Source organism: Sinomonas halotolerans, assembly GCF_039615075.1.
In the GTDB taxonomy this organism is placed as follows: Bacteria; Actinomycetota; Actinomycetes; order Actinomycetales; family Micrococcaceae; genus Sinomonas; species Sinomonas halotolerans.
On record NZ_JBDFRB010000003.1, the window covers coordinates 62078 to 76293 of the forward strand.

At 71.2% G+C, this 14216-nt stretch carries 14 protein-coding genes; 13 read left to right on the forward strand and 1 reads right to left on the reverse strand.

Translation table 11 applies throughout. The features are described from left to right. Positions 1-27: 27 nt before the first annotated feature. From folE to panC, 9 genes are all read left to right on the forward strand, one after another. Entirely contained in the window at positions 28-642 is a 615-nt protein-coding gene (gene folE / locus ABCQ75_RS04365) for a GTP cyclohydrolase I FolE (RefSeq protein ID WP_345883316.1), read from the forward strand. Between the two features lie 10 nt (positions 643-652). Further along, on the forward strand, positions 653-1570 hold the full coding sequence (gene folP / locus ABCQ75_RS04370) for a dihydropteroate synthase (protein WP_345883749.1): 918 nt from the start codon (positions 653-655) through the stop codon (positions 1568-1570). Positions 1571-1580: 10 nt separating this feature from the next. Then, positions 1581-1970 (forward strand): dihydroneopterin aldolase, encoded by a 390-nt coding sequence (folB, locus tag ABCQ75_RS04375; RefSeq protein WP_345883317.1) that lies wholly within the window; start codon positions 1581-1583, stop codon positions 1968-1970. A gap of 1 nt (position 1971) precedes the next feature. Beyond that, on the forward strand, positions 1972-2502 hold the full coding sequence (gene folK, locus ABCQ75_RS04380) for a 2-amino-4-hydroxy-6-hydroxymethyldihydropteridine diphosphokinase (RefSeq protein WP_427916037.1): 531 nt from the start codon (positions 1972-1974) through the stop codon (positions 2500-2502). A gap of 52 nt (positions 2503-2554) precedes the next feature. Next, positions 2555-3073: a DUF3180 domain-containing protein gene (locus ABCQ75_RS04385; protein WP_345883319.1), complete on the forward strand. Its 519-nt coding sequence runs from the start codon at positions 2555-2557 to the stop codon at positions 3071-3073. Between the two features lie 70 nt (positions 3074-3143). Beyond that, positions 3144-3638 (forward strand): PH domain-containing protein, encoded by a 495-nt coding sequence (locus tag ABCQ75_RS04390; protein WP_345883753.1) that lies wholly within the window; start codon positions 3144-3146, stop codon positions 3636-3638. Beyond that, positions 3635-5371, forward strand: a complete 1737-nt coding sequence (locus ABCQ75_RS04395; RefSeq protein WP_345883321.1) for a PH domain-containing protein — start codon at positions 3635-3637, stop codon at positions 5369-5371. The genes ABCQ75_RS04390 and ABCQ75_RS04395 overlap by 4 nt, the downstream gene beginning before the upstream one ends. Continuing rightward, positions 5368-6327, forward strand: coding sequence for a Rossmann-like and DUF2520 domain-containing protein (locus tag ABCQ75_RS04400; RefSeq protein ID WP_345883323.1), 960 nt, complete (start codon positions 5368-5370; stop codon positions 6325-6327). Before ABCQ75_RS04395 ends, ABCQ75_RS04400 begins: the two co-directional genes overlap by 4 nt. Positions 6328-6434: 107 nt before the next feature. Further along, positions 6435-7277 (forward strand): pantoate--beta-alanine ligase, encoded by an 843-nt coding sequence (gene panC, locus ABCQ75_RS04405; protein ID WP_427916048.1) that lies wholly within the window; start codon positions 6435-6437, stop codon positions 7275-7277. A 672-nt stretch (positions 7278-7949) separates the two neighbouring features. Here the strand turns inward: panC and ABCQ75_RS04410 are convergent. Then, positions 7950-8867: an alpha/beta fold hydrolase gene (locus tag ABCQ75_RS04410; protein ID WP_345883328.1), complete on the reverse strand. Its 918-nt coding sequence runs from the start codon at positions 8865-8867 to the stop codon at positions 7950-7952. Between the two features lie 77 nt (positions 8868-8944). Between ABCQ75_RS04410 and lysS the strand changes: the two genes are divergently transcribed. The 4 genes from lysS to ABCQ75_RS04430 all read left to right on the forward strand — a co-directional run bounded on the left by lysS (position 8945) and on the right by ABCQ75_RS04430 (position 14045). Continuing rightward, on the forward strand, positions 8945-10486 hold the full coding sequence (gene lysS / locus ABCQ75_RS04415) for a lysine--tRNA ligase (protein ID WP_427916038.1): 1542 nt from the start codon (positions 8945-8947) through the stop codon (positions 10484-10486). Continuing rightward, entirely contained in the window at positions 10486-10677 is a 192-nt protein-coding gene (locus tag ABCQ75_RS04420; RefSeq protein WP_345883330.1) for a hypothetical protein, read from the forward strand. The genes lysS and ABCQ75_RS04420 overlap by 1 nt, the downstream gene beginning before the upstream one ends. Positions 10678-10845: 168 nt before the next feature. Next, positions 10846-11181: a histone-like nucleoid-structuring protein Lsr2 gene (locus ABCQ75_RS04425; RefSeq protein WP_345883331.1), complete on the forward strand. Its 336-nt coding sequence runs from the start codon at positions 10846-10848 to the stop codon at positions 11179-11181. Positions 11182-11525: 344 nt separating this feature from the next. After that, entirely contained in the window at positions 11526-14045 is a 2520-nt protein-coding gene (locus ABCQ75_RS04430; protein ID WP_345883333.1) for an ATP-dependent Clp protease ATP-binding subunit, read from the forward strand. Positions 14046-14216: the final 171 nt, after the last annotated feature.

A 14216-nucleotide genomic window follows, 5' to 3' on the forward strand; every position in this document is an offset into this window, starting at 1 on the left:
CCGCGCCGTCACCGCTAGGATCGATCCGTGACCCATCTTGACGACGACGATGTTTTCGGGCTGCCCCCGGGGGCTGCCGCTGTCGATCTGCCGCGCATCGAGGCGGCCGTTCGGGAGATCCTCCTCGCCGTGGGGGAGGACCCTGACCGCAGCGGTCTCGTGGAGACGCCCCAGCGCGTGGCCCGGGCCTACGCCGAGACCTTCGCGGGCCTCCACGAGAACCCCGAGGAGGTCCTGGGCATCACGTTCGACATGGACCACGAGGAACTCGTCCTCGTCAAGGACATCCCGTTCTACTCGACGTGCGAGCACCACCTCGTTCCGTTCCACGGCGTGGCCCACGTGGGGTACATCCCCTCGCACGATGGTCGGGTGACCGGCCTGAGCAAGCTCGCGCGGCTCGTGGACATCTACGCGCGGCGGCCGCAGGTCCAGGAGCGCCTGACCAGCCAGGTGGCCGACGCCCTCGTCAAGCACCTCAGGCCCCGGGGCGTGATCGTGGTCATCTCGTGCGAGCACATGTGCATGTCCATGCGCGGCGTCCGCAAGCCGGGCGCGCACACCGTCACGAGCGCCGTCCGCGGCCAGCTCCACGATCCGGCGACCCGCGCCGAAGCCATGAGCCTCATTCTCGGAAGGTGACCAGCAGATGATGGACTCCCTAGCAGCAGCCCCCGGAACCGGACCCAACACCTCGCCCCTCCCGGTCCTGCGCAAGCCGCGGCCGCGTGCGACCTTCGAAGGCCTCCCGTCGGACCGTGCGGTCGTCATGGGGATCCTCAACGTCACCCCGGACTCCTTCAGCGACGGGGGCCAGAACGCCACCGCGGACACCGCTATCGCCGCCGGCCTGCGCATGTTCTACGCGGGCGCGGACATCATCGACGTGGGCGGGGAGTCGACCCGCCCGGGCTCGGAGCCGGTCCCGGAGGACGAGGAGCAGCGCCGGGTCCTGCCCGTCGTCGAGGCCCTCGCCAAGGCCGGCGCGCTCGTCTCGGTGGACACCCGCCGCGCCTCGACCGCCCGGGCCGCCATCGCAGCGGGCGCGAGCATCGTCAACGACGTCTCGGGCCTGCTCGCCACCGACGAGATGGCCCGCGCGGTCGCCGAGGCGGGCGCGTACTACATCGTCATGCACAACCGCGGCGACTCGAAGGCCATGGGCGGGCTCACCGAGTACACGAGCGTGGTCCAGGACGTGCTCGCCGAGACGCTCTCGGTCCGGGACCGCTTCCGGGCTGCCGGGGTGCCGGACGAGAGGATCATCCTCGACCCGGGCCTCGGCTTCGCCAAGACGGCCGAGCAGAACTGGGAGCTCCTCGCCGGCCTGGGCGCGTTCATGGGCCACGGCCATCCCGTCCTCGTGGGCGCCTCCCGCAAGCGCTTCCTCGGCGAGCTCCTCACCTCCGGCGGCAAGGCCGCCCCGCCCCAGGCCCGCGACGCCGCGACAGTCGCCGTCACCATGCTCTCCGTCGCCGCCGGCGCGTGGGGCGTGCGCGTGCACGACGTCGGGGCGAACCTGGACGCCGTCAAGGTCGCCGCCCGCGCTGCTGGCGCGGCGAAGGCATAGGCGGGGGACGATGGGCACCCGAGCACCCCGAGCCCGCGGCGACGTCATCACGCTCACGGGCGTGCGCGCCGTCGGGCACCACGGTGTGCTCGAAGAGGAGAGGCGCAACGGCCAGCCGTTCACGGTCGACGCCGTCCTGCACCTTGACTTCGATGCTGCGGCGGGCACCGACGACCTCGCGCGGACGGTGAGCTACGCCGAGGTGGCGGAGCGGATCGCCGCGATCATCGCCGGAGAACCGGTGGACCTCATCGAGACCCTCGCCGTCTCGCTGGCACGCGCCGTGCTGGCCGAGTTCCCCGTGGACGCCGTGGAAATCACGGTCCACAAGCCCGAGGCGCCGATCCGGGTGCCGTTCGCCGACGTCTCCGTGACGGTGTTCCGCGAGCGGGAGGGCTGAGATGGGCGGCGTGCGTCATGACTGGGTGCGCTGCGTCCTGGCCCTCGGCAGCAACCTCGGCGAGCGGGCCGAGACGCTCGCGGATGCCACCGCGGAGATCGTGGACCGGCCGGACGTGCGGCTCGTGGACGTCTCCCCGGTGATCCGCACCAAGCCCGTGGGCGGCCCGCCCGGGCAGCCGGACTTCCTCAACATGGTCATGATCGTCGAGACGACCCTGGGCCCGTACGAGCTCCTCGAGCACTGCCACGACATCGAGGCCCGGCACCACCGCACGCGCGAGGTCCGATGGGGCCCGCGCACGCTGGACATCGACATCATCACCTACGGGGACGCGCGGCTCGACGACCCGGAGCTGACCATCCCGCATCCGCGGGCCGCGGAGCGCGCGTTCGTGCTGTTCCCGTGGCTCGTGATCGAGCCCCTCGCGGTCCTCGACGGCCACCCGCTGGTGGAGCTGCTCGAAGACTGCGCCGACGCGGAGTGGATCGAGGACTTCGACATGCTCACGGACCAGGAGCCCCAGCTGTGAGCGTCGTGGCCACGAGGGACCGGACAGGCCAGACAGGGCAGGTGGGGCAGCCGTGAAGCCGCTCAGGCCGTGGGCCGTGGGACTCGTGGTGCTCCTGGCCGGACTCGTGGGGCTGGCCGGGAACCTGGCCGCGCAGCGGGCGTCCGCACCCACCCCCGTGCTGCCGCAGAGCGCGTTCGCCTCGATCGCGGCGATCTCCCTTCTGACGCTCGTCCTCGGCATCCGCGTTCTGCGCTGGCGCAACGGCAAGCGCAAGCACATGCTGGACCCGATCTTCGCCGCGCGGACCCTCGTGCTCGCCCACGCATGCACCTACGCGGGCGCGCTGCTCCTGGGCTGGCACGCCGGGGTGATCGCGGACCAGGTGGCGCTCCTCGCCACCCGCGCCGGCAATCCCGTGGTGCTGCAGGCCCTCGGCATGATGGCGGGCGGAGTGGCCATGGTGACCATCGGCTTCATCGTCGAGCGCTTCTGCCGCATCCCCCCGGAGGAGGGCGACGACGGCGAGGACTCGCCCGGGATGCGCCGACGGCCCGGCCGCGCGCCGGACGCGGAGGGCGGCCTTGCCTGAGGCTTCCGGCCCTGCCCGCCGCAGGACCGGCCCCGCCGGCAGGACCGGCAGTCCTCGCACGAGCCGCGCCGTGGACCCCGAGGGCGTGCAGTGGCGCGCGCTCTCGCCCCGGTACCTGACACTGCGCCTGATTGGAGGCGCCATCCGCACGCTCGTGTGGACGGCCGTCGCGTGCCTGCCCCTCGCCGCGCGCGCCCTGGGCCTCTTCGAGCCGCCGGTGTGGGCCGTCGTCGTGCTTCCCGCGGCGGTGGCCGCGCTGAACCTGACCGGCCTCGCGCTCACGCCGCGCCGCGTGCGCGCCATGGGGTACGCCGAGCGCGACGACGACCTCCTCATCCGCTCCGGCCTCCTGTTCCGGCGCGTGGTCGCGGTGCCGTACGGGCGCATGCAGTACGTGGACGTCTCGGTGGGGCCGATCGAGGGCGCGCTCGGCCTCGCGACCGTGCGCCTGCACACCGCGGCCGCCGCGACCCAGGCGTGGATCCCCGGCCTGCCCGACGGCGAGGCGGCGCGCCTGCGCGAGCAGCTCGCGGCCCGCGGCGAGGCGAGGCTGGCGGGGCTGTGAGCGCGCCCCTTCCTGGCGGCCCGAACGGCGGGACTGCGGGCGGCGGGGGCCCGGGCGGTCCGGTCTGGCGCGGTCCGGCCCCGGGGACGCCGGCGCACGACGCCGGATGGCGGCGGGTGCATCCGCTCTCGCCATGGGTGCGGGGCTGGATCCTGCTGCTCGCGCTGTTCATCGGCGTGGGCCGGGACTGGTTCGAGGCGGTCCTGACGGGCCGGCCGATGGAGGGCTGGTGGAGCGACGTCCCGCTCCCAGCGCTCACGGTGGGCGGCGCGGCGGTGATCGCGCTCATCATCGCGGGGTTCGCGCTCTCGTGGTGGAGCACGCGGTACCAGTTCGGGGAGAAGACCGTGCGGCTGCGGACCGGGATCCTGTTCCGCCAGCACCGAGAGGCGCGGATCGACAGGGTGCAGGCCGTGGACGTCGTCCAGCCGCTGCTCGCGAGGGTCTTCGGGCTCGCGGAGCTGCGCTTCGAGGTCGCGGACGCGGGGGAGAGTGCGCTGCGGCTCGCGTTCCTGCCGCTCGCCGAGGCCCACGAGCTGCGTGCCAAGGTCATGGCCGCCGCCGCGGCTGCCCGCGCGCGCGAGCACGCATCAGCCCCCTCCGTTCCGCCCGGCGCGCCCCCCGCGCTGGCCCCTGCGCCCCTCGCTCCGGGCCCTGCGCTCCCCGCAGCGCCCCCACCGCACGAGACGCTCCTCGCCGCCGTGCCCTTGGGCCGCGTGCTCGCGGCGGCTGCCCTCTCGCCCGAGTTCGTCGGCATGGTCCTGGCCCTCGTGGCGGCCGGCATCTTCGACGCTGCCTCCGGTGCGCGGGTCCTCGCAGTCGCACTCATCCCGATGCTGCTCGCGTTCGCGGCGTCCGTGTGGGGGCGGATCAACCGTTCATGGCGGTTCCGCGTCCTCGCCACGGACCAGGGCCTGCGGCTGCGGTACGGGCTGCTCGAGACGCGCACGCAGACGGTCGCGGAGGGGCGGGTCCAGGCGATCGGGATCCGGCAGCCGCTCCTGTGGCGTCCGTTCGGCTGGTGGTCTGTGAAGGTCAACGTGGCCGGCTACGGGAGGGCCTCGGAGGAGGAACGGGGTAAGTCCCTCGTGCTGCCGGTCGGTACGGTCGAGGACGTCTTCCGGCTGCTCGGGGCGATCCTCCCGGATCCCGGCCTGCCCGACCCGGGTGCTGCCGCCCCGGGTGCGGGGCCCGAGACTTCTGCCGCCGCTCCGGCCCGCGCTGTGTTCGAGGCGGGCCTCACAGGGAGCGGGACGGGCCACGGATTCCTCCACGCCCCGTCGCCTGCGCGCTGGCTGGACCCGCTCACGTGGCGCCGGAACGCCTACCTCGCCACCCGCACCGCGCTCCTGGCCCGCACGGGGCGATTCGCGCGCGCGCTCGTCATCGTCCCGCACGAGCGCACCCAGTCGATCGCGCTCACGCAGGGCCCCCTCGAACGGCGGCTCGGGCTCGCGAGCGTCGAGCTCCATTCGACCTCGAGCGTGTTCCCCGCCGCTGTGCCCCACCTTTCCTCGCACGACGCCGAGGCCCTCTTCGCCGCGCAGGCAGTCCGCGCCGCCCGGGCACGGGGACGTGCCAGTGCGGGAGGATCGCCGCGTGCGGTGCCCGCAGAGGAGCGACCGCCGTCGTCCGCGCTGTCCACACCGTCCGCGCCGCCCGCACCGTCCGCACCGTCCGCACCGTCCGCACCGCCCGCCCCGCCCGAGACCCGCGAAGGAGAGAACCGATGACCGAGGAACCCCGCACACCCCGCCGGCCCGGACGGCTCGGGATCGGGGTGATCGGTGCAGGGAAGGTCGGTGCCGTGCTGGGCGCAGCGCTGCGGGCGGCCGAGCACGCGATCGTGGGCGTCTCCGCCGTCTCCGAGGCGAGCCGCGAGCGGGCCGAGCTGCTGCTGCCCGGCGTGCCGGTCCTGGACGTCCCGGAGATCATCGAGCGGAGCGAACTCGTCCTGCTGGCTGTGCCAGACGATGCGCTGGGTCCGCTCGTCGAGGGGCTCGCGAAGCTCGGGGCGTGGCAGCCGGGGCAGCTTGTGGCCCACACATCGGGGCGGTACGGCGTCGGGGTCCTCGCACCGGTCCGCGCGGCCGGCGCCATACCGCTTGCGATCCACCCGGCCATGACGTTCACGGGCCTGAGCCTGGACCTCACGCGGCTCGCGGACTGCTGCTTCGGGGTGACCGCGGACCCGGCGATGCTGCCGATCGCGCAGGCGCTCGTGGTCGAGATGGGCGGGGAGCCTGTCGCGGTGGCCGAAGGGGACCGGGTGGCGTACCACGCGGCGCTCGCGCACGGATCCAACCACCTTGTCACGATCGCCGCCCAGGCGGCCGAGGTGCTGGGGCGGATCGGGATCGAGAACCCTGCGGCCGTGCTCGGGCCGCTGCTGCGGGCGTCGCTCGAGAACGCCCTGTCCGCGGGCGAGTCCGCACTCACCGGGCCGGTGGCCCGCGGCGACGTCGGCACGGTCTCGGCCCACGCCGGGGCCCTAGCCGAGCTCGCGGAGGACAGCGCCGGCGAAGGCGGTGCCGCGGACATCCTCGCGGCGTACCGGGCCATGGCCCGCGCCACGGCGGTCCGCGCCGAGCGCCGAGGCCTTTTCGGACCGGACGTCCGGGCACGTCTCGAAGCCGCACTGGAACCGGGCCGCACCGGGCCCGGAGACGCAGAGGGAGAGGAAGCCTGATGCCCATCACCGTCGTCCGCACTCGCGCGGCGCTGCGGTCCGCAATCGCGAGCCGGCTCGCTGAGATGGCGCGGCCCATCGCCGTCGTGGACGCCGAGCACCTGACGATGCACCGTACCGCCGCCCCGTCCCTCGGGCTCGTGCCGACGATGGGCGCCCTCCATGACGGGCACCGCCGGCTCGCCGAGGCGGCGGTCGCGGGGAACGACGTCGTCGTCGCGTCGATCTTCGTAAACCCGCTCCAGTTCGGCGACCCCGTGGACCTCGAACGCTACCCCCGGACGCTGGAGGCGGACGTCGCGCTGCTCGAGGAGGCCGGCGTGGACATCGCGTTCGCACCCGGGCTCGAGGAGATGTACCCGGGCGGTGAGCCTCTCGTCCGTGTCACGGCGGGCCCGCTCGCGTCGAAGTGGGAGGGCGCGTCGCGGCCGGGCCACTTCGACGGCGTGTGCACGGTCGTGGCCAAGCTGTTCCATCTGGCCATGCCGGGTCCCGCGGCCGGGGGCTCGACGGCGTACCGGGCGTACTTCGGGCAGAAGGACGCGCAGCAGGTCGCGATCGTGCAGCGCATGGTCAGGGACCTCGACTTCCCGGTCGAGATCGTCCCGGTGCCGATCGTGCGCGCCGAGGATGGTCTCGCCCTCTCGAGCCGCAACCAGTTCCTCTCGGAGCAGGACCGCGAGGCGGCGCTCGTACTCTCGCGCGCCCTGCGCCTCGTCGAGTCCCGCGCGCGGGCCCGCGAGCCGCTCAATCCGGACGACGCCGTCGCCCTCATCCGCTCGCAGCCAGGCGTCGAGCTGGACTACTTCGAGGTGGTGGACCCCGGCACGCTCGAGCCGCTCGCCGTCAACTGCCGCGAGACGCCGTTCACGGGCGAGGCGCTTGCGATCGTCGCGGCCCAAGTCGGCCCGGTGCGCCTCATCGACAATATGCCGCTGCGGGCCCTCTGACCACCGCCCCCGTCTCGGGTACACATCAAGGTGCCATTTCGGCGTTCCGGGTACACAGCGACGGGCCATTCCGGCTTTTCGGACACATCCCGCGTCATTCCGATGTTTCGGGTACGTTTTCCGTTGCGTTCGTTTTTTCCGGTCCCTGCGCGCGACGCCGGCCTCCGCCGCAGCATGTCCCGTCGCCTCTCGTCCGCAGAAGGGTGTTCCGCGGCCAGTGGAGCGAAAGCGCCGAAGGCGCAACAGGCGCTGTCCGAGTGGTCCAGGAAAAGAGCCGCAGACTTCCCGCCGAACCCGAAACACCTTTGGATCCGCTCCGATCTACCTGAAACATTCCTGCGAAGCGCGCCGATGCGCCCGGAAAAGCGCACAGCGTGCGCGCTTGCGTACCCAGAACACGTCCCGAAGCGCCCTTCTGTACCTGAAACAGGCTGAGGGTTCCGACGTCTCCCGAGAAGGCCGGGATACGCGAGAAATCGGAATCGCCCTCTCGTCTTGCCGATACGCCGACGTGGACCCTGTCTGCGCGATACGCCGAAATGCCGCTTTATGTGTGCACGGCACGGGGAAATGAGGTCTGTTGTGTACCCGTAAGGGCGAAATCGCGCCCTGATGTGTACCTGAAGCGCCCAGATGGCCGGTTTATGTGTACCCGAAACATCTCGGGCGGGGTCAGCTTGCGAAGAACTCCCCGAGCCGGTCGATGAGCGCCTTCGCGGGGCGGGTCGGGGCGTCGTGCGCGAGCCTGGCGAGGACGTCGAAGTCGGAGGCCGGCAGCACGCCGTCGAGCTTCTTCGCGGCCTCGGCGAAGTATTCGGGGCTCGCGCCGCCGACGAGGAAGAGCGTCTCGAGCGGCAGTTCGTCGAAGCCCTTCGCCTGGGCGTCCGCGGCGACCACGGCCCGGATCTCGGCCGGACCGGTGGGCAGGAGGCGGGAGAGCTCCTTGCCGAGCGGGGTGCGGGAGCCGATCCGGTTCAGCACGGTGAGCACCGGCAGCGGGAGCTTGGAAATGGGCCCGGCGGTCTGGAGGCCGCGCAGCAGGACGGCGAGGGCCCTGTCCTCGTCCTTGGCCGCAAGGGCCTGCTCGAACTCGCCCATCCATTCGGCCTTGATGCTGCCCTCGAACGAGATGATCGGGTCGTACACCGCGAGGCGCCCGATCTCGAGCTCGCGCCCAGCGTGCAGCGCGATGCACCCGCCGTAGTTGTGCCCGAACACGGCCTCGGTGCCCGTGTGCGCGAGCACGGCGCCCAGGTCCGCGACCTCGGTGGCGAGCGAGTAGTCCTCCGGCTGCGGCGAAGACCCGCCGCGCCCGCGCCGGTTGTACACGTGCACGGGCCCGTGGAGCGCGTCGGCGAGCCGGAGCGCGAAGTCCTTGTAGAGGTCCGCGGTCACCATGGATCCGTGGACGACGACGACCCCTCCACGCAGGGTCCCCTCGCCTGCGTCGCTGGTCGCCGCGGCGCTGCCGGCAGACGTGCTTCCAGACGATGCGCTGCCTGATGACGTGCCGTCGGGGGCGGTGAAGAGCTCGAGGACGGCGCCGTCGGGGGTGGTCACGGTCGAGGCGGAGAGCTGGGTGGCGGGCATGGACCGAGCCTAGCCAAGATCGGCGCGCAATGGGGGGCCGCAGGCTCCTGTTCCGGAGGGAACTAGAATTGTCTACCGTGACCGCACAGAACGCGCCCGCTGAGAACCGCCCCGCCGCCATCGAGCCCGCCGCTGCCCTCGAGCCCGCCGATGCCAGCGAGCAGATGCACATCCGCCGGGACAAGCGCGAGAAGCTCCTGGCCAACGGCGAGCAGCCGTACCCGGTCACGCTCCCGCGCACGCATTCCCTCGCGGAGGTCCGCGCGCAGTACCCCGAACTCGAGCCGGACACGGCCACGGGGGCGAAGGTCGGCGTCGTCGGCCGTGTCGTGTTCGTCCGGAACACGGGCAAGCTCTGCTTCGCGACCCTGCAGGAGGGCGACGGCACGCGCCTGCAGGCCATGCTGAGCCTCGCGAACGTGGGCGAGCAGCGCCTTGCCGACTGGAAGTCCCTCGTGGACCTCGGCGACCACGTGTTCATCTCCGGCGAGGTCATCTCCTCCCGGCGCGGAGAGCTCTCGGTCATGGCGGACGCCTGGCAGATGGCCTCGAAGGCCCTGCGCCCCATGCCCACGCTGCACGCCGAGCTCAACGAGGAGACCCGCGTGCGCCAGCGCTACGTGGACCTCATGGTCCGGGACGAGGCGCGCGCCATGGTCTACACGCGCTCCAGGATCACCAAGAGCATCCGGGACACGCTCGACTCGCACGGCTACGTCGAGGTCGAGACGCCCATGCTCAACCTCATCCACGGCGGCGCCACGGCGCGGCCGTTCTCGACGCATCTCAACGCGTTCGACCAGCCGATGACGCTGCGCATCGCGACCGAGCTCTACCTCAAGCGCGCCGTGGTCGGCGGGATCGAGCGCGTGTACGAGATCGGGCGCGTGTTCCGCAACGAGGGCGTGGACTCGACCCACAGCCCCGAGTTCACCACGCTCGAGTGCTACGAGGCGTACGCGGACCAGTTCACGATGGCCGAGCGCATGAAGGAGATCATCCTGGCCGTCGCCGACGTCGTGGGGACGCGCCGGATCGAGACCGAGGCCGGCACGATCGACCTCGACGGGGAGTGGAAGTGGGTCGGCGTCTACCCGGGCCTCTCCGAGGCCGTGGGCGAGGAGATCACCCCGGACACCCCGCTCGAGCGCCTTCTCGAGATCGGCGACGCGCACGGGGTCAAGACCGATGCCCTGTGGACACAGGAGAAGGCCGTGGTCGAGCTCTTCGGCGAGATCGTCGAGCCGACCCTGATCAACCCGACGTTCGTCTACGACTACCCGCCCTCGGCCCAGCCGCTGGCCCGCCCGCACCGTGAGAACCCGCGCCTCATCGAGGCCTGGGACCTCATCATCGGCGGCATGGAGCGCGGCACGGCGTTCTCCGAGCTCATCGACCCGGTGATCCAGCGCGAGCGGCTCACTGAGCAGTCGCGCCTCGCCGCGGAGGGCGACGACGAGGCGATGGCCCTCGACGAGGACTTCCTCCGCGCGCTCGAGTACGGCGCTCCGCCCATGGGCGGGATCGGCCTCGGGATCGACCGCCTCGTGATGCTCTTCACCCAGGCGGGCATCCGGGAGACCATCCTCTTCCCGCTGCTCAAGCCAGAGGCCCACTGATGGAATACGTGCTCGTCCTGCTCCCGTCCCTCGTGGTGGGCGGAATTTTCTGGTTCGCCATGCGCGCAATCTTCAATGCGGACAAATCCGAGAGGGAAGCTCTCGCCAAGGCCGAGGAAGAGCAGGGCGCCGGCAAGGAGCACCGGCGGGGTGAACAGGCCGGCGGGGAATCCGGTACACCCGCAAATTGATGCCATTTCCTGTGGCATTTTCCACAGGCGGGTCAACTTCTTTGACGCGTGCTCATTCTGGGATACATACTGAGAGTGCTCGGCAGCCGGGACGTTTGCGACCCGGGTGCTGATTGCCTGAACTGTTGAATGCCAACCCCCAGCACTGACAGGAAGAGAGCCCACTTAATGGCACAGAAGGTCAAGATCATTCTCGTGGACGACATCGACGGCGGTTCTGCCGAAGAGACCGTCCGCTTCGGGCTCGACGGAGCCTCCTACGAGATCGACCTTTCTGCGGCAAACGCCGCGAAGCTCCGCGAATCGCTTGCGGAGTACGTCGCTGCAGGCCGCAAGGCGTCCGCCCGGACAGGTGCGGCGCCGAAGGCTCGTGGAGGTTCCTCCGCGCGCAATTCGGACTCGGCGAAGATCCGCCAGTGGGCCCGTGACAATGGCTACAGCGTGAATGCGCGTGGCCGTATCCAGGCAGAGATCCAGGAGGCCTACCACAAGGCCAACGGCTGATCTGCCGCTGAAATTGTCTGCCGGGCTTCCATGGGGGCGAGTCCGGCTCAGGAAATCCCGGTGCGCAGCACCGGGATTTCCTGTATCCGGGGCAGGTGCGGCGGGGGCGCGGCCTCGCCTGCCCGGCGTCCACCGCGCGCGTGCGCGGCAGTTGCGCGTGGCGCACGACGGCGGGAGGTGCGGCGCGCCGTCGTCGTGCCTCCCAGCCCTCCCAGCCCTCCCAGCCCTCCCAGCACTGTGGCGCCGGTTCACCCTGTGGCGAACAGCCCTCTTGCCCGGGGCACCCGGCACGTAGCATCGAACTACGCATAACCGCACCCAAGCTAAACCGGGGAGTTCGAGCAATGTTCGAGAGATTCACAGACCGCGCCCGCCGCGTGGTCGTGCTGGCCCAGGAAGAGGCCCGCATGCTCAACCACAACTACATCGGTACCGAGCACATCCTCCTGGGCCTCATCCACGAGGGTGAAGGGGTTGCGGCCAAGGCACTCGAATCCCTGAGCATCTCGCTCGACGGTGTCCGCGAGCAGGTCCAGGAGATCATCGGGCAGGGCCAGCAGGCGCCGTCCGGCCACATCCCCTTCACGCCGCGTGCCAAGAAGGTCCTCGAGCTGTCCCTGCGCGAGGCGCTCCAGCTCGGCCACAACTACATCGGCACCGAGCACATCCTCCTGGGCCTAATCCGCGAGGGCGAGGGCGTTGCCGCGCAGGTGCTCGTCAAGCTCGGCGCCGACCTCAACCGCGTCCGCCAGCAGGTCATCCAGCTGCTCTCCGGCTACCAGGGCAAGGAGACGGCGTCGGCGGGCTCCGGCGCTGGCCAGCCTGAGGGCACCCCTGCCGGCTCGGTGGTGCTGGACCAGTTCGGCCGCAATCTGACGCAGGCCGCGCGCGAGAACAAGCTGGACCCGGTGATCGGGCGCGAGCACGAGATGGAACGCGTCATGCAGGTCCTCTCGCGCCGCACCAAGAACAACCCCGTCCTCATCGGCGAGCCCGGCGTGGGCAAGACCGCCGTCGTCGAGGGCCTGGCCCAGGCCATTGTGCGCGGCGACGTGCCGGAGACCATCAAGGACAAGCAGCTCTACACGCTGGACCTCGGCTCCCTCGTGGCCGGCTCCCGCTACCGCGGCGACTTCGAGGAGCGCCTCAAGAAGGTGCTCAAGGAGATCCGCACCCGCGGGGACATCATCCTGTTCATCGACGAGATCCACACCCTCGTCGGTGCCGGTGCCGCCGAGGGCGCGATCGACGCGGCGAGCATCCTCAAGCCGATGCTCGCCCGCGGCGAGCTCCAGACGATCGGCGCGACCACCCTGGACGAGTACCGCAAGCACATCGAGAAGGACGCGGCCCTCGAGCGCCGCTTCCAGCCGATCCAGGTCTCCGAGCCCTCGGTGGCCCTCGCCATCGAGATCCTCAAGGGCCTGCGCGACCGCTACGAGGCGCACCACCGGGTGACCATCACGGACGCGGCACTGGCCGCGGCCGCGAATCTGGCCGAGCGGTACATCTCGGACCGCTTCCTGCCGGACAAGGCGATCGACCTCATCGACGAGGCGGGCGCGCGCCTGCGCATCCGCCGCATGACGGCCCCGCCGGAGCTCAAGGAGCTGGACGAGCGCATCGCGAGCCTCAAGCTCGAGAAGGAGTCCGCGATCGACGCGCAGGACTTCGAGGGTGCCGCCGCCCTGCGGGACAAGGAGCAGAGGCTCATCACCGAGCGTGCCGAGCGCGAGCGGGCCTGGAAGGCCGGCGACATGGACGGCATCGCCGAGGTGGACGAGGACCTGATCGCCGAGGTGCTCGCGAACTCGACCGGCATCCCGGTGTTCAAGCTCACCGAGGAGGAGTCCAGCCGCCTGCTCCACATGGAGGACGAGCTGCACAAGCGCGTGGTGGGCCAGGACGACGCCATCAAGGCGCTCTCCCGCTCCATCCGCCGCACGCGCGCGGGCCTCAAGGACCCCAAGCGCCCGGGCGGGTCGTTCATCTTCGCCGGCCCCACCGGCGTGGGCAAGACCGAGCTCGCCAAGGCGCTCGCGGAGTTCCTCTTCGGCGAGGAGGACGCGCTCATCACGCTGGACATGTCCGAGTTCTCCGAGAAGCACACGGTCTCGCGGCTCTTCGGTGCCCCTCCGGGCTACGTGGGCTACGAGGAGGGCGGCCAGCTCACCGAGAAGGTCCGCCGCCGCCCGTTCTCTGTGGTGCTGTTCGACGAGGTTGAGAAGGCCCACGCGGACCTCTTCAACTCGCTCCTGCAGATCCTCGAGGACGGCCGCCTCACGGACTCCCAGGGCCGCGTGGTGGACTTCAAGAACACCGTGATCATCATGACCACGAACCTCGGCACCCGGGACATCTCCAAGGGCGTCATGACGGGCTTCCAGTCCGGCACGGACACCAAGACCGGGTACGAGCGGATGAAGGCGCGCGTGACGGAGGAGCTCAAGCAGCACTTCCGCCCCGAGTTCCTCAACCGCGTGGATGACGTGGTGGTGTTCCCGCAGCTGACCCAGGACGAGATCATCGAGATCGTGGACCTGTTCGTGGCCCGCCTCGAGCAGCGCCTCAAGGACAAGGACATGGGCATCGAGCTCACGCCCGCGGCCAAGGTGCTCCTCGCGACGCGCGGCTACGACCCGGCGATGGGCGCCCGGCCGCTGCGCCGCACCATCCAGTCCCAGATCGAGGACCAGCTCTCCGAGAAGATCCTCTTCGGCGACCTCTCCGCCGGGGACATCGTGGTGGTCGACGTGGAGGGCGAGGGCGACGACGCGACGTTCACGTTCACCGGGACCCCGCGCCCCAAGGTCCCCGAGGTCGTCTCCCTGTCCAAGGGCGGCGGCAAGGAGCTCGGCGCCTAGCCGGTTCAGCGCGCACGACGGCGGCCCCTACCTTCTCGGGTGAGGGCCGCCTTCTGCTGTGCTGGAGCGGGCAAGGGGGCAGGGACCACGATGGCAAGGGGCTGGCGGGTTGCGCCCCCACCGGCCTAAGGTCGGAAGCACTGGGCCCGTTCTGGGGCCCGGGGCCCGGTG

Bases quoted from the DNA above. Each gene is read 5' to 3' on its own strand.
- folB (WP_345883317.1), top strand. From the start codon at position 1,581: ATGGGCACCCGAGCACCCCGAGCCCGCGGCGACGTCATCACGCTCACG.
- folK (WP_427916037.1), top strand. From the start codon at position 1,972: ATGGGCGGCGTGCGTCATGACTGGGTGCGCTGCGTCCTGGCCCTCGGC.
- folP (WP_345883749.1), top strand. From the start codon at position 653: ATGGACTCCCTAGCAGCAGCCCCCGGAACCGGACCCAACACCTCGCCC.
- ABCQ75_RS04425 (WP_345883331.1), top strand. From the start codon at position 10,846: ATGGCACAGAAGGTCAAGATCATTCTCGTGGACGACATCGACGGCGGT.
- ABCQ75_RS04430 (WP_345883333.1), top strand. From the start codon at position 11,526: ATGTTCGAGAGATTCACAGACCGCGCCCGCCGCGTGGTCGTGCTGGCC.
- ABCQ75_RS04420 (WP_345883330.1), top strand. From the start codon at position 10,486: ATGGAATACGTGCTCGTCCTGCTCCCGTCCCTCGTGGTGGGCGGAATT.
- panC (WP_427916048.1), top strand. From the start codon at position 6,435: ATGCACCGTACCGCCGCCCCGTCCCTCGGGCTCGTGCCGACGATGGGC.
- ABCQ75_RS04400 (WP_345883323.1), top strand. From the start codon at position 5,368: ATGACCGAGGAACCCCGCACACCCCGCCGGCCCGGACGGCTCGGGATC.
- ABCQ75_RS04410 (WP_345883328.1), bottom strand. From the start codon at position 8,867: ATGCCCGCCACCCAGCTCTCCGCCTCGACCGTGACCACCCCCGACGGC.